This window comes from Frondihabitans sp. OV104, assembly GCF_057787745.1.
The window spans coordinates 3,607,039-3,629,760 of sequence record NZ_CM173541.1; the positions used below are offsets into that span (position 1 = coordinate 3,607,039).

A 22,722-nucleotide genomic window follows, 5' to 3' on the forward strand; every position below is an offset into this window, starting at 1 on the left:
CTGGCGGTCCACCTGCTGTTCACTAACCTGAGAACCATGTACTCCCCCTGGCTGGTGCCGATCTCCCTGGCATTCGGCATCGTCATCGGCGCGGGGCTCGTTCTCCTGATCTTCTTTGCGGCCGAACGCGGTCGTCGGGCTCGTGCTCTCAGCGACGTGTCCCTTCCCGATGGCGTCGGCGCCATCCTCGACGCGCTCGACACCGCCGGCTTCGTCGTCGATCCGTCGAACAACGTCCAGAAGGCCTCCGCGATGGCTATCGCCCACGGCCTCGTCGCGATGCAGCAGGTGTCGCACTCGGAGATGGTCGACCTCATCGAGCGGGCGCGGCTCTCGGAGGACCCGGTGACCGAAGACCTCCTGATCGCGCGCACCCTCCGCCAGGAGACCGACCTGCGGATGCACGTCCGGGCCGCCCGGCTCGGTACGCGCTACGTACTGGTCCTCGCTCAGGACAACACGGAGTCGCACCGCCTCGAGGAGGTCCGTCGCGACTTCGTGGCGAACATCAGCCACGAGCTCAAGACTCCGATCGGCGCGGTCGGCCTCCTGGCCGAGGCCCTCGAGCAGGCCGCCGACGACGAGGAGCAGGTGCGCTACTTCGCCAAGAGCCTCACTCGCGAGTCGCTCCGACTCGGACGCCTGACGCAGGACATCATCGAGCTCTCGCGCCTGCAGGCGGTCGATCCGCTGTCCGAGCCGTCGATCGTCGACATCCGCACAGTCATCCGGGCGGCCGTCGAGCGCAATCGCGTCGAGGCTGACGCGCGAGGGATCGAGATCCTCGCCCGCGGCGGCAAGAAGGCCACCGTGGTCGGCAACGCCGATCAGCTGGCCATGGCCGTCCACAACCTCGTGGCGAACGCCGTCCACTACTCGCCCGACGGCTCGCGGATAGGCATCGGCGCGACGATCACCGACCAGGGGATCGTCGAGGTCGCGGTCACCGACCAGGGCGACGGCATCTCCGATGCCGACCGCGAGCGCATCTTCGAGCGCTTCTACCGGGTCGACCCTGCGCGGTCGCGTCGCACCGGCGGCACCGGCCTGGGCCTCGCGATCGTCAAGCACGTGGTGCAGAATCACGGCGGCGACATCCGCCTGTGGTCGCAGCTCGGCTCCGGATCCACCTTCACCATCCGTCTTCCCGAGGCCTCAACGGCCACGGTCCCCGTCCGAGGAGACAACTGACATGCCCACCCACATCCTGATCGTCGAAGACGAAGAATCCCTGAGCGAGCCCCTCGCGTTCATCCTGGAGCGTGAGGGCTACCAGATCACGGTCGCCGACGACGGCCCCAAGGCGCTCGCGGCGTTCGACCGGGAGGGCGCCGACCTCGTGCTGCTCGACCTGATGCTGCCGGGACTGCCGGGCACCGAGGTCTGCCGCGAGCTGCGCAACCGCTCGCAGGTGCCGATCGTCATGCTGACCGCCAAGGACAGCGAGGTCGACATCGTGGTGGGGCTCGAGCTCGGCGCCGACGACTACGTCACCAAGCCGTACTCGACGCGCGAGCTGCTGGCTCGCATCCGGGCCGTCCTTCGCCGCCGCGTCGACCTCGAGGAGCTGAGCGACTCGACCCTGACCGCCGGCGAGATTTCGATGGACGTCGAGCGCCACGTCGTCACGGTCCGCGGCACGGACATCGCCATGCCGCTGAAGGAGTTCGAGCTCCTCGAGCTGCTCATGCGCAACGCCGGCCGCGTCCTGACCCGCGGTCAGCTCATCGACCGCGTCTGGGGGTCCGACTACTTCGGCGACACCAAGACCCTCGACGTGCACATCAAGCGCATCCGCTCGAAGATCGAGTCCGTCCCCTCCGAGCCCAAGGCGCTCGTGACGGTCCGCGGTCTCGGCTATCGCATCGAGGCCTGACCGCTCGGGTCGGCGGGGGTTCGTCGGCTTCGGGGCGTCTCCGGAGACGCGCCGAAGCCGACGGGCACCCGCCCAAGCACCCGGGCGCACCGCGCAGGACGACGAAGGCCCCCACCGCGAGGTGGGGGCCTTCGTGAGAAGTGCGGGGGTGGGCTGATCGCTACGGAGCCGGCGTCGCCGAGTCGGTCGGCACGACGTCATTGGTCGCGACCGGCGACGGGAGGAGCGTCGCGTACTCGGCGAACGAGCCGTCGAGCACGGGCACCTTGAGGTCTTTGCCGGTGGACGAGCCGTACTGGATGTAGACCTTGAGGAGGGAGCCGGCCTGCTCGCCGATGCCGTTCATCAGGATCTGCTCGTCACCGCCCTGCGTGCCGCGGCTGACGGTCTCGCCGGCCGGGACGTCGACGCTCACGGTCTTCGGCGACCCGAGCGACTCGTACTGGATCTTCACGTTGGCGTCGGAGGAGCCCTCGTTGAGCAGCGTGACGCTGAGGCTGGCCTCGTCGCCGTTGTCGGTGAACACGATCGCGTTGCGGACCTCGACGTCGCCGACGTTGATGCTGACCCCGTCGCTCGCGTCGTAGTGCTCGGTGGTGGCCTGGGGGCTGATGAAGTTGCAGCCCGCGGTGAGGACCATCACGGCTCCGGCAATGACGACGGCTGCCGTGGTGCGTGCTCTCACAGGTTCCTCCAGAACGGGTTTCGAATGCTCTCCCAGCCTAGCCTAGAGCGGCCCTCGTCGATGTCACGGGCGGGTCTGGTAGGGCGCCCGCATGGTAATCTGGGCCACCGGAACGGAGCCCCAGCATGCAGTTCGAGGTCGGCGAGACCGTCGTCTATCCGCACCACGGTGCGGCAGAGATCACGGCTGTCAAGACGCGCGTCATCAAGGGCGCAGAGAAGCTGTACCTCACCCTCAAGGTCACGCAGGGCGACCTCGTCATCGAGGTCCCGGCCGAGAACGTCGACCTGGTGGGCGTCCGCGACGTCATCGGCCGCGAGGGCGTCGAGCAGGTGTTCGACGTGCTGCGCGCTTCCTTCACCGAAGAGCCCACGAACTGGTCGCGTCGCTACAAGGCGAACGTCGAGAAGCTGGCCTCCGGCGACGTCATCAAGGTCTCCGAGGTCGTCCGCGACCTGTGGCGCCGTGACCACGACAAGGGCCTCTCCGCCGGCGAGAAGAGCATGCTCGCGAAGGCGCGGCAGATCCTGGTGTCCGAGCTCGCCCTGGCCGAGAACACCGACGAGGCGGCGGCCGAGACCGTCCTCGACGAGGTCCTCGCATCGTAGGCGAAGCTCCGAGCCGCGCGGTCGTCGTCGTCGCCGCCGGCAGCGGCACCCGCCTGGCGCAGGGGCTCCCGAAGGCGTTCGTCGAGGTCGCCGGCCGCACGATCCTCGAGTGGTCGATCCGCGGCATCCTCCGGTGCCCGGTGCCGTACCAGATCGTCCTCGTCGTCCCGCCGAGCCTGACGACCCGGGCGCAGGAACTCGCCGCCACCACCGCCGGCCACGCCGCCCCGCTCGTCACCGTCGTCGCGGGCGGCCCCTCCCGCCAGGCCTCCGTGGCGGCCGGCCTCGCCGCCGTCGCCCCCGCGGTCACCACCGTCCTGGTTCACGATTCGGCGCGCTGCTTCACGCCGCCCGCCCAGTTCGAGGCGGTCGCCCTGATGGTCGAGCAGACGGGTGGGGGCGTCGTTCCCGGGCTCCCGGTCAGCGACACGATCAAGCGCATCACATCCTCGGGCCTCGTCGCCGAGACCGTCGACCGGTCGGAGCTCGTCGCGATGCAGACGCCTCAGGGCTTCCCGCGGGCGGCGCTCGACGCCGCGTACGCCGAAGCGGAGGTCGACCACACCGACGACGCGGCCCTCTTCTCCGCCGCCGGGCACGACGTCGTCGTCGTCGAGGGCTCGCACGACGCGTTCAAGATCACGACGCCGTGGGACTTGCAGCGAGCCGAGATGCTCGCCGGGGGCAGTGCGGTTCCTGCGCCCGATGCCCCTGTCGAGCACCGTGTGGGGGTGGGGATCGACGTGCATGGTTTCGACGCCGACCAGACGCTTCGCCTCGGCACGCTCGACTGGCCGGGCGAGCCCGGGCTGGCGGGGCACAGCGACGGCGACGCGGTCGCGCACGCCATGGTCGACGCGATCCTGTCGGCGGCCGGGCTGGGCGACATCGGCTCGCGGTTCGGAACGGCCGATCCGCGCTACGCCGGTGCGTCGGGCGCCGTCTTCCTGGAGGGCACGCTCGAGCTGCTCGCCGAGGCCGGAGCCCGGATCGTGAACGTGTCGGTGCAGGTCGTCGGCAATCGCCCGCGCCTCGCCGCTCGCCGCATGGAGATGGAGGCGGCGCTCACCGCGATCGTCGGCGCTCCCGTCTCGGTCTCGGCGACGACGACCGACGGCCTCGGGTTCACCGGTCGCGGCGAGGGCGTGACAGTCATCGCCACGGCGCTCGTCGAGGTCGCCGCCCGCTGAGCGGTCCATGCCGGCGCTGGCTCGGCTTGCCGGCGCTGACTCGCGAGCCGCACGCCGATTAGGCTGTGGCGGTGACCATTCGCCTCTACGATTCCCGCGCGCAGTCGATCACCGACTTCGTCCCGCTCGTCGACGGTGAAGTGGGCCTGTACGTCTGCGGCCCGACGGTGCAGTCGTCGCCGCACATCGGCCACCTCCGCTCGGCTCTCGTCTACGACCTGTGGCGCCGCTGGTTCACCTACCGCGGGCTGCGCGTCACGCTGGTGCGCAACGTGACCGACATCGACGACAAGATCCTGAACCTCGCCGCCGACACCGCGGAGGAGTGGTGGGCGCGCGCCTACCGCTACGAGCTCGAGTTCACCGCCGGCTACACGGCGCTGGGCATCCTGCCGCCGACCTACGAGCCGCGCGCGACGGCGAGCGTCTCCGAGATGCAGGCCATCGTCGCGACTCTCATCGAGCGAGGCCATGCCTACCCGGCGCCCGACGGCTCGGGCGACGTCTACTTCGACACGGTCTCGTGGCCGACCTACGGCGCGCTGACCAATCAGAAGCTCGACGACATGGTGTCGGCGACCGACGCCGATCCGCGCGGCAAGCGCGACCCGCGCGACTTCGCGCTCTGGAAGGGCACCAAGGCCGGTGAGCCCGAGTCGGCGAGCTGGGAGTCGCCGTGGGGCCCGGGCCGTCCGGGCTGGCACATCGAGTGCTCCGCCATGTCGAAGCGCTACCTGGGCGCCGCGTTCGACATCCACGGCGGCGGGCTCGACCTGCGCTTCCCGCACCACGAGAACGAGCTGGCGCAGTCGACGGCCGCGGGCGACGACTTCGCGCACCACTGGATGCACAACGGCCTCGTGAACGTCGACGGCCAGAAGATGTCGAAGTCGCTGGGCAACTCGATCTTCGCGTCGGAGTTCCTGGCCATGGCGCGCCCCATCGTGGTCCGCTACTTCCTCGCCGCGGCGCACTACCGCTCGACGATCGACTACCACGACGGCGCCCTCGAAGAGGCCGAGGCCGCACTCGACCGCGTCGAGGTGTTCCTCGGCCGGGCCGGTCGCCGCCTGGCCGGCACCCGCTTCGTCGGAGTCGGCAGCCGGGTCGTGTCCGACGCCTTCGCCGAGGCCATGGACGACGACCTCAACGTGCCCCAGGCCCTCGGCGCCCTGCACGACAGCGTCCGCCGCGGCAACGCAGCCCTCGACGACGACGACCTCGACACCGCCGCGCGCGAATGGCAGCACACCCGTGCCATGGTGGAGGTCCTCGGGCTCGACCCGTACGCTCCGGAGTGGAGGGGGTCCGACGAGGGCGCCGCGCACACCGCGCTGGCCACCCTGGTCGACAAGCTGCTCGAGGCTCGCAACAGCGCCCGAGCCGCCAAGGATTTCGCGAACGCCGACCGCATTCGAGCCGACCTGGCCGCTGCGGGCATCACGATCGAAGACAGCCCCTCGGGGTCGCATTGGAGTCTTGAACAATGAAGAACACGTCAGGTGAGCGCAAGGGTCGCCCGGGCGCCGTCCGCCAGGGCGGCAAGGGCAAGCAGGTCGGGTCCGGCGGCCAGGGTCGCCAGGCCCTCGAGGGCAAGAAGCCCACGCCGAAGGCCGAAGACCGTCCGTACCACCCCGCCGGAAAGCGCAAGGCGGCGCAGGATCGCCTGGCCTCCGCCCGCGGCAAGGCCGGCAGCCAGGCTGAGCGTCCGATCCGCACGGCCCGGACCGCCGTCGACCGCACCGTTCCGCCGCGCTCGAAGAAGGCCTCCGACGACAGCGAGATCGTGACCGGCCGCAACTCGGTGCTCGAGGCCCTGCGCGCGCGCATCCCCGCGTCGACGCTCTACATCGCCGCCCGCCTCGAGATGGACGACCGCGTCAAGGAGGTGCTGACGCTGGCCACCCGTCGCGGCATCCCCGTGCTGGAGGTCATGCGCCCGGAGCTCGACCGCCTCACCGGCCCCGACTCGGTGCACCAGGGTCTCGCGCTCAAGGTGCCGCCCTACGAGTACGCGCACCCGATGGAGCTGCTCGAGCAGACGCGTCGCCGCGGTCAGAAGCCGCTGTTCGTCGCGCTCGACGGCATCACCGACCCGCGCAACCTCGGCGCGATCATCCGCTCCGTCGCGGCGTTCGGCGGTCAGGCCGTCATCGTGCCTCAGCGCCGCAGCGTCGGAGTGACCGCGTCGGCGTGGAAGACGTCGGCGGGTGCCGCTGCCCGCGTCCCGGTGGCCATGGCGTCGAACCTCACGCAGACCCTGAAGTCGTTCAAAGAGGCGGGCGTGTTCGTGCTCGGCCTCGACGGCGGCGGCGACGTGCAGCTCCCCGGGCTCGAGCTCGCCGATCAGCCCCTCGTCATCGTCGTCGGCTCGGAGGGCAAGGGCCTGTCGCGCATCGTCACCGAGACCTGCGACGCCATCGTGTCCGTGCCGATCACCGCTGCGGCCGAGAGCCTCAACGCCGGTATCGCCGCCAGCGTCACCCTCTACGAGATCAGCAAGCTGCGGGCCGAACGCAAGTAGCCCCGTACATTCACGGAGATTCTGCCTGCGCCGGGCCGGTCGTGCTGACCGGGCTAGCGGCCGGCCGAGAGACTCCGTGAATTTCGGGGCGGGGGCGAGTTCCTGCGCTCTCAGACCTTGCTGCGCCAGTCCTCCTCGGCCTCGGCAGCCTGCGCGTTCTCTTCCTGAATGGCCACGGGGAGGGTGATGGCGCCTGTCGGCGGCGCGATCACCATCTGCTCGTCGCGGCGGTGCCGCAGCACGTCGTTGACGTAGGAGGTCAGCGCCTCGGCGATCGGCACGTCGCGGTTCTCGGCCTGCGACTGGTACCAGCGGTGCTCGAGCAGCTGGTGGAAGATCTCGGCCGGCTCCAGGCGCCCGCGCAGGTCGCGCGGGATCGACCGGATGACTGGCTCGAAGACGCGGGCGGCCCACTCGTGCGCCACCATCTCTTCGTCGAGCTCGGCGCGGTTGTTCTTCGAGCGGTACGAGTCGAGGTCGTTCAGCAGGCGGCGGGCCTGGTTCTCTTGGGCGTCGAGCCCGGTGAGCCGGAGCAGGCGCCGCGAGTGGTGCCCGGCGTCGACGACCTTGGGCTGGATCCGCACCTGCGTGCCGCCCTCGGTGGTCTTGATGGCGAGCTCCTCGATGTCGAAGCCGAGGTCGTTCAGGCGCTCGACGCGGTCGTTGATGCGCCAGCGCTCGGAGTTCGAGAACGTCTCCGTGCCCGTCAGCTCGACCCAGAGGCTGCGGTACTTGGCGACGATGCCGTTCGACACCTCGACGGCGTCGAGGTCTTCGTCGAGACGGTCGCCCGCCTCGAGGTCGAGCAGCTCGCCGGCGATGTTGACACGCGCGACCTCGAGGTCGTTCTCGCGCTGGCCGTTCGAGAGGCCGCCGGGGTAGAGCTTGCCGGTCTCGGCGTCGACGAGGTAGGCGGCGAAGGCGCCGGCGTCGCGGCGGAAGAGCGTGTTGGAGAGCGAGACGTCGCCCCAGTAGAAGCCGATGACGTGCAGCCGCACGAGCAGCAGCGCCAGCGCGTCGACGAGGCGGGCCGCCGTGTCGGGGCGGAGCCTCTGCGAGTAGAGCGCGCGGTAGGGGAGCGAGAACTTGAGGTGGCGCGTGACGAGCACGGGGTTGAGCTCGTTGCCGTCTCCATCGCGACGGTTCGTGATGACGGCGAGCGGGTCGACGCACGGGATGTCGAGGCGCTGCAGCGTGCGGAGCATCTCGTACTCGCCGCGGGCCATCTCGCCCGACGTCTCCTTGATGGCGATCACGTAGCCGCTCAGGTACGCGAAGCGCACCAGGTGCCGCGAGATGCCCTTGGGCAGGGTGGCGATGGCGTCTTCGGGCCAGACGTCGAGGGGGAGGTCCCAGGGGAGGTCGAGGAGAGCCGGGTCGGCGGTGGCCGAGGTGATGTTGAGCGAGGTCACGGGGGTCCGTTCGAGGGGAAACGAGCAAGGCCCGCCGGTGCCGATGAAGGTCGGCGACGACGGGCCATGCGGTGAAGCGAGATTACGCGGAGACGACTGCCTTGTCGCCGAGGCGGAGGCCCGACTCGGTGTCGAAGACGTGCAGGTGGTGTGCCTGCGGGGTGATGTAGACGGTGTCGCCGGCGCTGGCGTGCGAGCGGCCGTCCACGCGGGCGACGATGTCGGCGCGCTGGCCGTTGACGTCGGCGTGACCGTAGAGGTAGCCGTCGGCACCCAGCTCTTCGACGACGTCGACGGCGACCTTCAGGCCCTCGCCCGTGGTCGAGACGACGACGTCCTCGGGGCGGACGCCCACGGTGACGTTCTTCTGCGTGGCCTGCGAGAGGATGTCGCGCTCGACGGATGCGACGCTCGTTCCGAACTGGACGCCGCCGTCGACGATGTCGGCGGGAAGCAGGTTCATCGCGGGCGAGCCGATGAAACCGGCGACGAACACGTTGTCGGGCTTCTCGTACAGGTCGCGGGGGGTGCCGACCTGCTGGAGGACTCCGTCTTTCAGGACGGCGATGCGGTCGCCCATGGTGAGCGCCTCGGTCTGGTCGTGCGTGACGTAGACCGTGGTGACGCCGAGACGGCGCTGGAGGGACGCGATCTGCGTGCGCGTCTGGACGCGGAGCTTGGCGTCGAGGTTCGACAGCGGCTCGTCCATGAGGAAGACCTGGGGCTGACGCACGATGGCGCGGCCCATGGCGACGCGCTGACGCTGACCACCCGAGAGGGCCTTCGGCTTGCGGGCCAGGTAGGGCTCGAGGTCGAGGAGCTTGGCGGCCTCGAGGACGCGGGTCGCGCGCTCGTCCTTGCCGACGCCGGCGATCTTGAGCGCGAAGCCCATGTTCTCGGCGACGGTCATGTGCGGGTACAGCGCGTAGTTCTGGAACACCATCGCGATGTCGCGGTCTTTCGGCGGCACGTCGGTGACGTTGCGGTCGCCGATGAAGATGTCGCCCGAGTTGACCTCTTCGAGGCCGGCGAGCATGCGGAGGGTGGTGGACTTGCCGCAACCCGAGGGGCCGACGAGCACGAGGAACTCGCCATCGGCGACCTGCAGGTCGATCTGGTCGACTGCAGCGCGGGTCGAGCCCGGGTAGAGGCGGGTTGCTTTTTCGAACGTCACTGACGCCATGATGTTTCTCCTTCACCGGCAGGTACGTGCCGGACGATCCGTTGTGAATGGATGACTATCACCGAGGCAATCCACGGTGATGGCCTCGCTCATTATGGCAGTCCGAACCGTCTCGTACACCCCCCGGACGGGGGTAGAACGAATTCGCCCCTCGTCGCCGCTTGGACTTTTCCCAGCGGATCCTCATAACCTGGAGGATGTCGGCCTCGTCCGGCCATTCCCTCGACGGCTGTTCACTGATCGCTCGTCGATCCCCAGCATCTGCGTCGCCGCTTCTCGGCCGCGCTCGGAGAACCTGTTCCATGACTGACAACGACAACGGCTCGCCTTCCGGACCCGGTCGACCCTCGCGCGGCGACCGCCGCCAGGTGGCACGCGAGAAGGCACGGCTGGCCCGAGCTCGGCAGAAGGCCCGAGCGCGACGGGGCCGCTGGGCCCTCATCGCCGGCGTCGCGGTCGTCGTGGTCGCGCTCATCGTCGGCGTCGGCTACGCAGTCGTCAGCTCCGTTCCCGATGCGGCGACGAACCCGCGCAACATGGCCGGCAACGGCATCACCATCGGCAAGGGGCTGAAGCTCGTCTCGGGCGATTCGACCACGACGTCGGCGTCGGCCGATCCCACGTCGACAGCGACCGCCGGAAGCGCCGACACGGTGAAGATCTCCATCTACCTCGACTACCTCTGCCCCGTCTGCGGAGGCTTCGAGAAGGCCAACAACGACTACATCAAGGGCCTGGTGCAGTCGGGCGCCGCGACCGTCGAGTACCATCCGATCGCCATCCTGACGAACTCGTCGCTCGGCACCAAGTACTCCCAGCGGGCAGCCGCGTCGGCAGCCTGCGTAGCGACGTACTCGCCCGACTCCTTCTTCGACTTCAACACGGCGATGTTCGACCGCCAGCCTGAAGAGCAGACCGCGGGGCTGACGAACGCGCAGCTCGTCACCCTGATCAAGGGCGTCTCCGGTATCACCGACACCGACAAGATCCAGAAGTGCGTCACCGATCAGACGTACGCGCCGTGGGTCCTGACCGCGACGCAGCAGGCGCTCACCGGCCCGCTCGACGGCACCGACGTGAAGAAGGTCGCCGGTACGCCGACCGTCCTCGTCAACGGCCAGCAGTACAAGTACACGACGCCGTTCACGAACGAGGAGTTCAGCAACTTCATCGTGACCGCGGCCGGCAACAGCTACACCGACACCGCGACGGCGACGCCGACCCCGACGCCTACTCCGACTCCGACCAAGTCGAGCAAGAAGAAGTAGGTCCGGGCGGCCGTCGGCGACCGCCGGTACGGTTACCGCACGACGACGAAAGCAGAAGACCACGTGGGCCTTTTCGATGCAATCCTTCCGCGCCGCAGCGGGGCCGAAGACACTCGGCCACCCGAACCCCTCGACAAGCAGCGTGCCCTGACCTGGTCGGCGCAGCGCACCATCTGGTCCGACGCGTTCGGCCGACTCGCGACCCGCAGCCTCCAGATCATCCTGGTGGTGATCGTCGCCGCCGGCCTCGTCTTCGCGATGACGCAGCTCAGCCTGGTCGTCATCCCGGTGATCCTGGCGCTCATCATCGCGTCGGCCATGTACCCGCTGCTCGACCTCATGCGCCGCCACGGCGTCCCCTCGATCCTCGCGACCTGGATCGCCCTCGTCGCGATCGTCGTGGTGCTCGGCCTCGTCGTCTGGCTCATCGTGAACGCGATCCAGAACCAGGTGGGGGAGCTCGTCGACTCGGCGACCCAGGGCATCGCCCAGCTGCAGGACTTCGCCAAGAACGGCCCCTTCCACATCAGCGACAAGCAGATCCAGACGGCGCTCGACTCCCTGGTCGACTTCGTTCAGAGCAGCACGTTCACCAGCGGCGCCTTCGCGGGCGTCTCGGCCGCGACGAGCTTCGTCACGGGGCTGGCGCTCTTCGTCGTCGTGCTGTTCTTCTTCATGAAAGACGGCCCGAAGATCTGGGCCTTCCTCGAGCGTCCCTTCACGGGCGAGCAGTTCGAGCGTGCTCAGCGGGTCGGCCAGAAGACGGTCTCCACGTTCGGCGGCTACGTCCGCGGCACTGCCACGGTCGCTCTGGTCGACGCCATCGGAATCGGCATCGGCCTCTTCGCGCTGCAGATCCCGCTGGCCCTGCCGCTGTCGGTCATCGTCTTCCTCTCGGCGTTCATCCCGCTCGTCGGCGCAACCGTCGCCGGCGTCCTGGCCGCGCTCGTGGCCCTCGTCGCCGCTGGCTTCTGGCCCGCCGTGATCGTCGTGATCATCGTCGTCGCGGTCAACCAGCTCGAGGGCAACTTCCTCCAGCCGGTCGTCATGGCGCGCTCGCTGTCGCTGCACCCGCTGGTCGTCCTGATCGCCCTGACGGCCGGCACGATCATCGGCGGAATCGTGGGCGCCGTCCTCGCGGTGCCGATCGCCGCAGTCGCCTGGGGCATCATCACCGTCTGGAACGGCGATGAGAATCCCGCAGAATTCGCACGCCAGAAACGCGCCGAACCCAAGATGTGACGGGGCTCGGGGGCGCACGCTGCGGCGTTGTCGCCCGGCCGACATGGCTCCGCCATAGTCGACCGGGCTCCGCCTTGCATCGCACGCCTCCGAGCTCCGTCACGGAGCCGGACGGGGCTCGGGGGCGCACGCTGCGGCGTTGTCGCCCGGCCGACATGGCTCCGCCATAGTCGACCGGGCTCCGCCTTGCATCGCACGCCTCCGAGCTCCGTCACGGAGCCGGCCGGTGCTCGGGGGCGGTCCGGCGTCTCTGATCAGCCGAGCAGGTGGGCCTGGTGCACGAGAGCGGCCGCCCCGATGAGCGGGCTCTCGTCGGAGAGACCCGAACGGACGACCCGGATCCGCGTGGCGTACGGGTTGTACGCGGCCTCGTCGATCACGGCGCGCACGAGGTCGAGGTAGTCGGGGCTGACCCGAGAGAACCCGCCGCCGACGGCCACGACATCGAGGTCGAGCAGCGTCGTCACCGACGTGATGGCCTCGCCGAGCGCGGTGGCGGAGCGGCGCACGGCGGCGACGGCCAGCTCGACGCCGGCCGCATAGTCTCGGGCCAGGTCCTCGCCTCGGGAACCCGACCACCCGAGTTCCTGCGCCCATCTCACGGTGTGCGGGCCGGAGGCGAGCACTTCGAGGGTGACCGACTCCGACGACTCGCCCTCGGGGCGCGTGCGCACCTGCAGCTGGCCGATGTGACCCGCGTTGCCGGTGCCGCCCGAGAGCAGGCGGCCGTTGACGATGAGTCCGCCGCCGACGCCTGTCGACACGGTGATGGCGAGGGCGTTGTCGATGCCCTGCGTCGCGCCGACCCAGTGCTCGGCGAGGGCGAGGCTGACCCCGTCGAGGCGGAGGGTGACCGGAGCGCCCGGCCCGACGAGCGAGGCGACCAGCTCGACGATGGGGTAGCCGCGCCAGGCCGGGAGGTTGATGGGCGAGACCGTTCCGGCGGCGAGATCGACCGGGCCGGCGCTGCCGATGCCCGTGCCGAGGATCACGGCGCCCTCGGGCAGGGCCGCGAGCGCGTGCGCGACGACGGCTCTGACCGCATCTGCGAGCTCGTCGGACGTCGACCCGTGCCCCGTCGGGCGACGGTCTCGGCTGCCGTCGAGCAGCTGCCCGTCGGCGTCGACGAGGGCGGACTCGACCTTGGTGCCGCCGATATCGACGGCCAGCGCGTACTGACTCACGGCCACAGACTAACGGACGCCATGACAACGTGAGACATACCCGAGGCGCCGACCTTCACGACCCGGGGGCGCCGATCTCCCGAGGAGAGCCGCGGGGCTACTCGCCCTCGGCCGCTCGCTTCGCCGCACGCTCTTCGTCGCGCTGGCGGATGCGGATCTCCTCGTCGCGCACCTGCGCGAGGTTGTAGCGCTCCTGAGAGAGCCAGAACGGCATCTCCTCGAGCAGCGCCTGGATCTCGTCGGTGGTGAGAGCGTCTTCGACGCCGCCGCGGGCCAGGCCCGAGATGGTGATTCCGAGCTTGCGGGCGACCTCGGGGCGAGGGTGCGGCCCTGTACGGCGCAGCTCGACGAGCCACTCCGGCGGGTCGCTCTGCAGATCGGCGAACTGCTCGCGGGTCACCGGGGCGTCCTGGAACCCCTGGGGCGTCGCCGGCAGGTGCACTCCGAGCTTCTTGGCGGCGGTGAAGGGCTTCATGGTCTGCGACGCGCGCGACTTCGTGGTCGGAGCCGTCTGAGCGGTGTCCGGCTGATCGCTGTTCTCGGTGGTCATTGCCCCAGGGTAGCCTTTCGGGCGTGGAGCTCCGTATCGCGTTCGTGCCAGGGGTGACCCTCGGCAAGTGGTCGCGCATCTGGGAAGAGCGCTACCCCGACGTACCGCTCGTCCTGATCCCTGCAACGGCGCAGGAACTCGAGACGGCCCTGACCGAGGGCCAGGCCGACATGGCCTTCGCCCGCCTTCCGCTCCGGGGCTCCGGCCTGCATGCCATCCCCCTCTACGAGGAGCTCCCGTTCGTCGTGCTGCCCCGCGAGCACGCCCTCGCCGACGACAAGCTCGTCGCGCTCGCCGACCTCGAGGGCGAGACCCGGTTCGACCTCGACCCGACCCTCGACCTCGACCAGGCGGTGGGCGTCGTCGCGACCGGCACCGGCGTCGCCGTGATGCCCCAGTCGCTCGCTCGTCTCTACGGCCGCAAGGGCGCCGTGAACCGGCAGGTCGACGGGCTTCCGCCGACGACCATCGCCCTCGTCTGGCCGGAGGGCGACCAGTCGGACGCCATGGGCGACTTCATCGGCGTCGTGCGGGGCCGCACCGCGAACAGCTCGCGCGACCGCGCCCCCGTCGAGGAGCCGGCTCCGGCGAAACCCGCGCGAGCGCCTCGACCGGCGGCGAAGCCCCGCAAGTTCGTGCCGCGCCCGTCGCGCAAGCGCCGCCGCTGAGCCCTCGCCGCCAGAAGTCCGGCAGCCTGGCAGGATGGCGGCCTGGCAGGATGGCGGCATGACGAAGACGTCCCGAACAGTCCTGCTCACCGGCGCCGGCCGCCGCGAGAACATCGCCGCCGCGACTGCGCTGGGCCTGGCCGAAGACGGCTGGGACCTCGTGCTGGTGACCAACGCCGCCTACGAGGAGCGGATGCGCTGGGGCTCCCGGCCGGATGACGTGCCCGCCCTGGTCGCCGACATCGAGGCGCTCGGCCGCCGGGCCGTCGTGATGGAAGCCGACCTCGCCGATGCCGCAGACGCGTCGACGCTGGTCGACCGCGCGGCCGCCGCCCTCGCGCCGATCGACGCGATCGTGCTGTCGCACTCCGAGAGCGTCGACTCCGGGATCCTGGACACGACCGTCGAGGCGTTCGACCGCCACTTCGCCGTGAACGTCCGGGCGGCGTGGCTGCTGATCAAGGGCTTCGCCGAGCAGGTGCCCGGTCCCGGCGGGCGAATCGTCGCCCTCACCAGCGACCACGTCGTCGACAACATGCCGTACGGCTCGAGCAAGGGCGCCCTCGATCGCATCGTCATCGCCGCGGCGCGCGAGCTCGGGCACCTCGGCATCTCGTCCAACGCGCTCAACCCCGGCCCGATCGACACCGGGTGGATGGACGACGAGACGAGGGAGGCCCTCACCGCCCGCCAGCCCACCGGCCGCCTCGGACGGCCGTCCGACACGGCCGACCTGGTGCGCTTCCTGCTGTCGCCGCAGGGGGCCTGGGTGTCGGGGCAGCTCATCACGAGCAACGGCGGCTTCTCGGTCTGACGGCGTGGATGCCGTGCGCTCGGAGGGCGGCTGCGGGTCGGCGGGCAGTTCCTGCTCTAAGCCTTGGAGCGGTCGAGCCGGCGCACGCGCGGGCTCACGGCGACCGCGGCTGCCGCCAGGAGCACGAGGGCGCCGAGACCGCAGAGAGTGAGCGGTGCGCCGATCAGGCCGACGACCGGGCCGACCACGAGCTCGCCGACGGGCATTCCCGCCAGCGAGGCGAGCGTGAGGCAGGCGTAGGCGCGGGCCAGGTACGGGCGGGGCACCTGGCGCTGGATCATCACGTCGAGCGGGACGGTGAAGATCTCGAGCCCGATGCTCGCGCCGGCCAATGCGACGCTCAGCCAGAAGAACCAGTGCAGCGGGTCGATCACGACCGGGTCGACCGTCAGGATGAGCGCGAGGACTCCGAGGGGGAGCGCCATGCCGGCGACGCCGAGGGTCGCGGTGGCCAGACGCAGCCGGCCGCGCAGGTTGCCGGCCACCACTGCTCCCACGACGAGGCCGACGGTCTGGACGGCTCCGGCGAAGCCCCACAGCGACCGGCCGAACGAGGCGTCGGCGGCGAAAGGGCCGAGCACCTGCACGCCCCCGGCGAAGGCGAACTGGGCGACGAAGAGGAGAGCCAGCGTCGAGCGCAGCCAGCGGGTGCGGAGGACGAACGCGATGCCCTCGCGGAGGTCGTGCGCGAACGAGCCGCCGCGGATCGCTCCCAGCGCTCGCCGGGGGAGGCCCGCGAAGACGGGGATGGCGGCCGTGAAGAGGAGAGACCCCACCGCAAGCGCGATCTCGGGCGAGAGCATGTCGACCAGCTCGCCGCCGAGGGCCGTGCCTGCGACGAGGCCGATGTTCATGCCGAGCCGGTTGAGGATCGTCGCGTCGCGGAGCTGCTCGGTCTCGACGACGTCGCGGAGCAGCGCCCCCGTGGCCGGAGCGAAGAACGCCGAGCCGGCGCCGCTCACGGCCGCGGCTCCGGCGAGCAGCGGCAGGCTGGCGTCGCCGGTCGCGAGAAGCAGCGCCGGCGCGGCGAGCGAGGCCGCCGACACGGCGGAGGCCGTCACCGCCACCGCCCACTTCGGTGCCCGGTCGGCCACCGCTCCACCGAACAGCACGAGAAGGACGTTCGGGATGGACCGGCACGCAATCACGATGCCGAGCACCGTGACTCCGGCACCCAGGTCGATAGCGGCGAACACGATCGCCACCGGCCCGACACCGCTGCCGACCCACGACAGGAGCCGGCCCCACCAGAGCGCTCGGAAAGCCGGGCGGCGCAGCAGCGACCAGTTCATCGGCGCCGGGATCTGATGCGAACCGCACCGGTCGCAGGGTCGACGGGCTTCACCCGGCAGAGCCTACTCACGCCGACCTCCCGTATCGTCGGTGTCGTGAGCATCGAGACGACCGCCGACGACGAGCGCGTCGCCACCCGCCGCGGCAGCTATGCCAAAGGCGTGGCGAAGCGCGAGGCGATCCTCGACGCGGCGCTGCCCGTGTTCGGGCAGTCCGGCTTTCACGGGGCGTCGCTCCGCGAGATCGCGCGACAGTGCGGCGTCTCGCACCAGTCGCTGATGCACTACTTCCCGACGAAGGACGCCCTGCTGCTGGCCGTCCTCCGTCGCCGCGACGAGCGCCTTCGCACGCATTTCGACGATCCGGGCGGAATGCGGCTCGGCGAGCTGGTCGAGCTCGCCGAGTACAACGTCGGCGTGCCCGGCGTCATCCAGCTCTTCAATACTGCGTCGGCCGAATCGACGTCTCCCGAGCACCCGGCGCACGACTACTACGCCGATTTCTACGAGCGGATCATCGCCTCGACGACGCACTACCTCGAGGTCGCCGAAGAGCGCGGCCTGCTCGCGCCTGGTTTCACGGCCGAGACAGCGGCCCGAGTCGTTCTGGCCGTGCAGGACGGCCTGCAGCTGCAGTGGCTCTACGACCGGGACGCCGTCAAGGTCGCCGAGGCGATGCGGCTCGTGATCGCCACGATCGTGACGGTCCCGCTCGACGAGCTCGACCGGCTCGTCGCCGAACGCTAGAGGCGGCGCTCGCCGGTGCCGCGCTCACCGCGAGCTGATCGACTCGTACCGTCGGATGCACCACGGCACGAACACGACGAGCATCACCGCGATCCCGATGAGCACGGTGGCCAGCGAGTGCTGCTGCGTCCACACGTCGGGGGTCGGGGTGGAGCCCTCGTTGCCGAACAGCTCGCGCGCCGTCTGCACGAGCGATGACACCGGGTTCCACTCCGCGAAGATGCGCAGCGCGGTGGGCAGCGTGTCGCTCGGCACGAAGGCGTTCGAGACGAAGGTCAACGGGAACAGGATCATGAACGAGGCGTTGTTGATCGTCTCGGGCGACTTCACGCTCATGCCGAGCAGGGCCATCACCCAGCTGAACGCGTAGCTGAAGAGCAGCAGCAGCCCGACGCCGGCGAGGAACTCGAGCGGCGTGCCGTTCACCCGCCAGCCGACGGCGAACCCGGTCGCCATCATGATCACCATCGAGATCCCGTTGAGCACGAGGTCGGAGTTCGTCCGCCCGATCAGAACGGCCGACGACGACATCGGCAGGGTGCGGAAGCGGTCGATGATGCCGTTCTTGAGGTCGTTGGCCATCGCCGACCCCGAGAACGTCGCTCCGAAGACGACGGTCTGGGCGAAGATGCCCGCCATCAGGAACTGCGTGTAGTCCGTGCCCTTGACGGCGATCGCCCCGCCGTAGACCTGGCTGAAGAGCAGCACGAACATGATCGGCTGCAGAACGGCGAAGATCAGCATGTCGGGGGAGCGCTTGATCTTGATGAGGTTGCGCTTGGTGACGGCCCAGCCGTCCGAGAACCAGCTGGCCAGCCCTGTCGCGGGTGCGACGCGGGGGCTGCCGGGGGCGATGACGGCGGTCACGCTGCCTTCTCCTTCGAACGCTTCGGCTTCTTAGGCTTCTTCGGCTTCGTGCCCGAGGGGCCGGCGGTCTCGTCGGGATCGCCTGCGTCGGCCTCGGTGCTCCGGCCGGTCAGGCGCAGGAACACGTCGTCGAGGGTCGGGCGCCGCATGCCGGCGTCGTGCAGCTCGATGCCCGATGCCTCGAGGTCGGCCAGCACGCTCTGCAGCGACTGCGGGCCGTTCGTCACGCCGACGTCGACGGTGCGGCCGTCGCTCGAGACGACGGGCTCGCCGTCGCCGTATCGGGTGAGGATGCGGACGGCCTCCTCTCTCGCATCGGAGGTCATCAGCGAGACGACGACGCGGTGGCCGCCGACCTGCTCCTTGAGCTGATCGGACGTGCCCTCGGCGATGACCCGGCCGCCGTCGATGACGGAGATGTCGTCGGCGAGCTGGTCGGCCTCCTCGAGGTACTGCGTGGTGAGCAGGACGGTCGTGCCCTCCTTCACCAGGTCGGTGATGATGCCCCAGAGCGACAGGCGCGACCGCGGGTCGAGTCCGGTGGTCGGCTCGTCGAGAAAGAGCACCTCCGGGTTCGTGACGAGCGCGCCGGCGAGGTCGATGCGCCTCCGCATGCCGCCCGAGAAGCCCTTGACCGGCCGGTCGCCGGCGGCGGTCAGGTCGAACATGTCGACGAGCTCGCGCGCTCGCCGCTGCGACTCGGCTCGCCCGAGGTGGTAGAGGCGGCCGATCATGTCGAGGTTCTCGAAGCCCGTGAGGTTCTCGTCGACGGCGGCGTACTGGCCCGAGACGCCGATGACCCGCCGGGTGGCGCGTGGATCGGCGAGCACGTCGATGCCGGCGATGGTCGCGCTGCCTTCGTCGGGACGCGTGAGCGTGGTGAGCACCTTCACCGTGGTGGTCTTGCCCGCTCCGTTGGGGCCGAGCAGCGCCTTGACCGTGCCCCGCGGCACCGACAGGTCGAGTCCGTCGAGGGCGTGGACCGGCCCGGACTTGGATTTGTAGCGCTTAGTCAGTCCTCGCGCCTCGATGATCGTCATCAGTGCCTCCAGATCGTGGTCGCCCCGCGGTGGTGGCCGACAATATATCAGCATCAGTGGAATTTCTATGAGCGGATTTCCCCTCTTGTGAATAACTCGTTACAGACCTTGCCGAGTGGCAAGTTTTGCTCCTATCCTTGCCGCGTGTCCGACATTGACGAGTCCCTCAGCACCCCCGTCCCGACCCACCTGGGCGAAGCAGCGGTCGCGCTCGCGCATCGCTGGGTCCACGAGTCGAGCTCGTCGCCGAGCACTCGCTCGGCCGAGCTGCTCGCCGAGGTCCTTCGCGACGAGGCCGGGCTGGCGTTCACGATCGGCTTCGTCGATCGGGTCGTGCGCCCCGAGGACCTCTCGGTAGCGGCACGCAACCTGGCCGACCTGGCCAGGCGGGCACCGGAGTTCCTGCCCTGGTACATGAGGGTGGCCGTCCGCGCAGGAGGCCTGCTCGCACCCGCCGCGCCGAGAGTGGTCGTGCCCGTCGCCCGGCGCGTGCTGCGCTCGATGGTCGGCCACCTCATCGCCGACGCGAGGCCCGAGCGGCTCGGCAGGGCGATCGCGGCGCTCAAGGCCGATGGCACCCGCCTCAACCTCAACCTGCTGGGGGAGGCCGTGCTCGGCGACCGCGAGGCCGAGCACCGGCTGGCCGGGACGAAGGCGCTGCTCGAGCGGCCCGACGTCGACTACGTGTCGATCAAGGTGTCGTCGATCGTGAGCCAGCTGTCGATGTGGGCCTTCGACGAGACGGTCGAGCGCGTCGTCGAGCGGCTCACGCCTCTGTACGAGATCGCGGCGCAGTCGCCCTCGCCCAAGTTCATCAACCTCGACATGGAGGAGTACCGCGACCTCGACCTGACGCTCGCCGTCTTCATGCGCCTGCTCGACCAGCCGCAGCTGCACTCGCTCGAGGCCGGCATCGTGCTCCAGACCTACCTGCCCGACGCGCTCGCCGCGATGCAGCGGCTCTCGACCTGGGCCACGACACGCGTCGACTCGGGCGGCGCGGCGGTGAAGGTGCGGGTCGTGAAGGGCGCGAACCTCGCCATGGAGCACGTCGACGCCGCCGTCCACGACTGGCCGCTCGCGACGTACGGCACGAAGCTCGACAGCGATGCCAACTACAAGAGGGTGCTCTCCTGGTCCATGACGCAGGATCGCACCCGCGCCGTCCGCCTCGGCGTCGCGGGGCACAACCTCTTCGACATCGCCTTCGCCCACCTGCTCTCCGTCGAGCGGGGCGTCGCCGATCGGGTCGAGTTCGAGATGCTGCTCGGCATGGCCGAGGGGCAGGCCGAGCTGGTCAAGGCCGACGTCGGCGGGCTGCTCCTCTACACGCCGGTGGTGCACCCGCGCGAGTTCGACGTCGCCATCAGCTACCTGATCCGCCGCCTCGAAGAGAACGCCTCGCATGACAACTTCATGTCGGCCGTGTTCGAGCTGGCCACGAGCGACGCCCTCTTCGAGCGCGAGAGGAATCGCTTCCTGGCGGCACTCGGCGCAGCGACCGACGAGGTGCCCGCGCCGCACCGGCTGCAGTCGAGGCCGACCGAGCAGCTCGCCGTGCGTAAGACCTTCCACAACGAGCCCGACACCGACCCGGCGCTCGCCGCGAACCGCGACTGGGGCCGGGCGATCCTCGCCGCTGTCCCGTCGTCCGAGCTCGGCGTCGCGACTATCGAAGCGGCACGGATCATCGATTCCGCGACGCTCGAGTCGGTCGTCCGGGGAGCGGTCGCCGCCGCGCCCTCCTGGGCCGCTCTGGGCGGGACCGGCCGAGCCGACGTGCTGCGCCGCTGCGCCGTCGAGCTGGGTCGCCGTCGCGCCGACCTGATCGAGGTCGCCGCAAGCGAGACGGGCAAGACCATCGCCGAGGGCGATGTCGAGGTGTCGGAGGCCATCGACTTCGCGAACTACTACGCGGGTCTCGCCGAAGAGCTCGACCTCGTCGACGGGGCCGAGTTCCTGCCCCCTGCTCTCGTGGTGGTCACACCGCCGTGGAACTTCCCGGTGGCGATCCCGACGGGGTCCACCCTGGCGGGGCTCGCTGCGGGCGGCTCGGTCGTCATCAAGCCGGCCGGGCAGGCGAAGCGCTGCGGCGCCGTTCTCGTCGAGGCGCTGTGGGCGGCGGGCGTGCCGCGCGACGTGCTTCGCCTCGTCGACATCGACGAGGGCGACCTCGGGCGTCAGCTGGTGTCGCACCCGGAGGTCGATCGCGTGATCCTGACCGGGGCCTTCGAGACGGCCGAGCTGTTCCGCTCGTGGCGGCACGACCTGCCGCTGCTGGCCGAGACGAGCGGCAAGAACGCGATCGTCGTGACGCCGAGCGCCGATCTCGATATCGCGGCCTCCGACGTCGTCAAGTCGGCGTTCGGGCACGCGGGGCAGAAGTGCTCGGCGGCGAGCCTGGCCATTCTGGTCGGGTCGGTGGCGACGTCGGAGCGCTTCCTGCGCCAGCTCGTCGACGCCGCCTCGAGCCTTCGGGTGGGGCTGCCCGACGACCCGACGACGCAGATGGGGCCCCTGGTCGAACCCGCCGCGGGCAAGCTGCTCGATGCCCTCACGGTGCTGTCGCCGGGAGAGAAGTGGCTCGTCGAGCCGCGTCGCCTCGACGACTCCGGCCGCCTGTGGTCGCCGGGCATCCGCACCGGGGTCGCACCGGGCAGCCCGTTCCACCGCACCGAGTACTTCGGGCCGGTGCTCGGCATCATGACGGCCGCGACCCTCGACGAGGCCATCGAGCTGCAGAACGCCACCGACTTCGGGCTCACCGCGGGCATCCACACGCTCGACCGCGACGAGCTGGCCACCTGGGCCGAGGGCGTCGAGGCCGGCAACCTCTACGTCAACCGCGGCATCACCGGGGCCATCGTGCGCCGCCAGCCGTTCGGCGGCTGGAAGCGCTCCACAGTCGGCGCCGGAGCAAAGGCCGGCGGCCCGAACTACCTGGTGCACCTCGGCTCGTGGCGGCCGGCGCTCCTGACAGAGCCGGCGCCTGTCGACCTGATGCCCGCCGTGCGGCAGATCGTCGAGGCGTTCGGGGCGCAGGAACTCCTGGCGGCGGCCACCGCCGACGAGCACGCCTGGCGTTCGTCCTTCGGCGCCGCCGTCGACGTGTCCGGGGTCGGCCTCGAGCGCAACGTGCTCCGCTACCGCCCCCTCCCCGTGGCCGTGCGGCTCGCCGAGGGCGGCTCCGTGGCCGACTTCGCGCGCGTGCTGTGCGCCGCACTCCGTGCGGGGGCGCCGGTCGAGGTCAGCTCGGCGGTCGAGCTCCCGGCGTCGGTCGTCGAGGCGCTCGGGTCGAGGCTGTCGGCGCCTGCCGCCGACACGGAGTTCGCCGACCTGCTGTCGCGGGGTGCGCTCGGTGCGACGCGCCTGCGGCTCGTGGGTCCGGCCACCGCTGTCGCCGCGGTCCACGTCGCCCTCGCCGGCGACCCGTCCGTCGCCGTGTACGCCCAGCCGGTCACGGCAGCGCCCCGCCTCGAGCTCCTCCCCTTCCTCCGGGAGCAGGCCGTCGCCGTCACCGCACACCGCTTCGGCAACCCCGACCCGTGGAGCGACGGCGTCCTATAGTGCCG

General features: G+C 70.3%; 20 protein-coding genes. 12 read left to right on the plus strand and 8 right to left on the minus strand.

Features of this window, described 5'->3' with window-relative positions:
* The first annotated feature begins 36 nt into the window (after positions 1-36).
* Both AC3CBB_RS17115 and AC3CBB_RS17120 read left to right on the plus strand, forming a co-directional pair.
* Positions 37-1,191 (plus strand): sensor histidine kinase, encoded by a 1,155-nt coding sequence (locus AC3CBB_RS17115; RefSeq protein WP_123507070.1) that lies wholly within the window; start codon positions 37-39, stop codon positions 1,189-1,191.
* Position 1,192: 1 nt separating this feature from the next.
* Positions 1,193-1,876: a response regulator transcription factor gene (locus AC3CBB_RS17120; protein WP_123507071.1), complete on the plus strand. Its 684-nt coding sequence runs from the start codon at positions 1,193-1,195 to the stop codon at positions 1,874-1,876.
* 160 nt (positions 1,877-2,036) lie between these two features.
* On the opposite strand, the gene AC3CBB_RS17125 is transcribed toward AC3CBB_RS17120, so the two are convergent.
* Positions 2,037-2,561: a hypothetical protein gene (locus AC3CBB_RS17125; RefSeq protein ID WP_488625480.1), complete on the minus strand. Its 525-nt coding sequence runs from the start codon at positions 2,559-2,561 to the stop codon at positions 2,037-2,039.
* A gap of 125 nt (positions 2,562-2,686) precedes the next feature.
* On the opposite strand from AC3CBB_RS17125, the gene AC3CBB_RS17130 reads away from it, so the two are divergent.
* The 4 genes from AC3CBB_RS17130 (at position 2,687) to rlmB (ending at position 6,883) form a co-directional block, all read left to right on the plus strand.
* Entirely contained in the window at positions 2,687-3,169 is a 483-nt protein-coding gene (locus AC3CBB_RS17130; RefSeq protein ID WP_488625481.1) for a CarD family transcriptional regulator, read from the plus strand.
* On the plus strand, positions 3,163-4,359 hold the full coding sequence (gene ispD, locus AC3CBB_RS17135) for a 2-C-methyl-D-erythritol 4-phosphate cytidylyltransferase (RefSeq protein WP_488626763.1): 1,197 nt from the start codon (positions 3,163-3,165) through the stop codon (positions 4,357-4,359). The genes AC3CBB_RS17130 and ispD overlap by 7 nt, the downstream gene beginning before the upstream one ends.
* A gap of 71 nt (positions 4,360-4,430) precedes the next feature.
* Positions 4,431-5,849, plus strand: a complete 1,419-nt coding sequence (cysS, locus tag AC3CBB_RS17140; protein ID WP_123507075.1) for a cysteine--tRNA ligase — start codon at positions 4,431-4,433, stop codon at positions 5,847-5,849.
* A complete protein-coding gene (gene rlmB, locus AC3CBB_RS17145) occupies positions 5,846-6,883 on the plus strand; it encodes a 23S rRNA (guanosine(2251)-2'-O)-methyltransferase RlmB (protein WP_488625482.1) in 1,038 nt (345 codons plus the stop codon). The genes cysS and rlmB overlap by 4 nt, the downstream gene beginning before the upstream one ends.
* 110 nt (positions 6,884-6,993) lie before the next feature.
* Here rlmB and AC3CBB_RS17150 read toward each other — a convergent pair whose 3' ends face one another.
* Positions 6,994-8,295, minus strand: coding sequence for a DUF4032 domain-containing protein (locus AC3CBB_RS17150; protein ID WP_123507077.1), 1,302 nt, complete (start codon positions 8,293-8,295; stop codon positions 6,994-6,996).
* A gap of 82 nt (positions 8,296-8,377) precedes the next feature.
* Positions 8,378-9,478 (minus strand): ABC transporter ATP-binding protein, encoded by a 1,101-nt coding sequence (locus tag AC3CBB_RS17155; RefSeq protein WP_123507078.1) that lies wholly within the window; start codon positions 9,476-9,478, stop codon positions 8,378-8,380.
* Positions 9,479-9,780: 302 nt separating this feature from the next.
* Between AC3CBB_RS17155 and AC3CBB_RS17160 the strand changes: the two genes are divergently transcribed.
* Both AC3CBB_RS17160 and AC3CBB_RS17165 read left to right on the plus strand, forming a co-directional pair.
* The gene (locus AC3CBB_RS17160; RefSeq protein ID WP_488625483.1) at positions 9,781-10,746 is read left to right on the plus strand and encodes a DsbA family protein; all 966 of its coding nucleotides are present in this window, start codon (positions 9,781-9,783) and stop codon (positions 10,744-10,746) included.
* Between the two features lie 63 nt (positions 10,747-10,809).
* The gene (locus AC3CBB_RS17165) at positions 10,810-11,988 is read left to right on the plus strand and encodes an AI-2E family transporter (RefSeq protein ID WP_233580051.1); all 1,179 of its coding nucleotides are present in this window, start codon (positions 10,810-10,812) and stop codon (positions 11,986-11,988) included.
* Positions 11,989-12,242: 254 nt separating this feature from the next.
* On the opposite strand, the gene AC3CBB_RS17170 is transcribed toward AC3CBB_RS17165, so the two are convergent.
* Together AC3CBB_RS17170 and AC3CBB_RS17175 are read right to left on the minus strand one after the other, a co-directional pair.
* A complete protein-coding gene (locus tag AC3CBB_RS17170) occupies positions 12,243-13,172 on the minus strand; it encodes an ROK family protein (protein ID WP_123507130.1) in 930 nt (309 codons plus the stop codon).
* A gap of 97 nt (positions 13,173-13,269) precedes the next feature.
* On the minus strand, positions 13,270-13,647 hold the full coding sequence (locus AC3CBB_RS17175; RefSeq protein WP_488626764.1) for a DUF5997 family protein: 378 nt from the start codon (positions 13,645-13,647) through the stop codon (positions 13,270-13,272).
* A 98-nt stretch (positions 13,648-13,745) separates the two neighbouring features.
* Here AC3CBB_RS17175 and AC3CBB_RS17180 point away from each other — a divergent pair, with 98 nt between their 5' ends.
* Complete coding sequence (locus tag AC3CBB_RS17180; protein WP_488625484.1) at positions 13,746-14,390, plus strand: LysR family substrate-binding domain-containing protein; 645 nt, start codon at positions 13,746-13,748, stop codon at positions 14,388-14,390.
* 58 nt (positions 14,391-14,448) lie between these two features.
* Positions 14,449-15,204, plus strand: a complete 756-nt coding sequence (locus AC3CBB_RS17185) for an SDR family oxidoreductase (protein ID WP_488625485.1) — start codon at positions 14,449-14,451, stop codon at positions 15,202-15,204.
* 56 nt (positions 15,205-15,260) lie between these two features.
* On the opposite strand, the gene AC3CBB_RS17190 is transcribed toward AC3CBB_RS17185, so the two are convergent.
* Positions 15,261-16,496, minus strand: coding sequence for an MFS transporter (locus AC3CBB_RS17190; protein ID WP_488625486.1), 1,236 nt, complete (start codon positions 16,494-16,496; stop codon positions 15,261-15,263).
* A 96-nt stretch (positions 16,497-16,592) separates the two neighbouring features.
* On the opposite strand from AC3CBB_RS17190, the gene AC3CBB_RS17195 reads away from it, so the two are divergent.
* On the plus strand, positions 16,593-17,243 hold the full coding sequence (locus AC3CBB_RS17195) for a TetR/AcrR family transcriptional regulator (protein WP_488625487.1): 651 nt from the start codon (positions 16,593-16,595) through the stop codon (positions 17,241-17,243).
* Positions 17,244-17,267: 24 nt separating this feature from the next.
* Here AC3CBB_RS17195 and AC3CBB_RS17200 read toward each other — a convergent pair whose 3' ends face one another.
* Complete coding sequence (locus AC3CBB_RS17200) at positions 17,268-18,110, minus strand: ABC transporter permease (RefSeq protein ID WP_488625488.1); 843 nt, start codon at positions 18,108-18,110, stop codon at positions 17,268-17,270.
* A complete protein-coding gene (locus AC3CBB_RS17205; RefSeq protein WP_488625489.1) occupies positions 18,107-19,150 on the minus strand; it encodes an ATP-binding cassette domain-containing protein in 1,044 nt (347 codons plus the stop codon). The genes AC3CBB_RS17200 and AC3CBB_RS17205 overlap by 4 nt, the downstream gene beginning before the upstream one ends.
* Before the next feature lie 144 nt (positions 19,151-19,294).
* On the opposite strand from AC3CBB_RS17205, the gene AC3CBB_RS17210 reads away from it, so the two are divergent.
* Entirely contained in the window at positions 19,295-22,717 is a 3,423-nt protein-coding gene (locus AC3CBB_RS17210) for a proline dehydrogenase family protein (protein WP_488625490.1), read from the plus strand.
* The last annotated feature ends 5 nt before the right edge of the window (positions 22,718-22,722 follow it).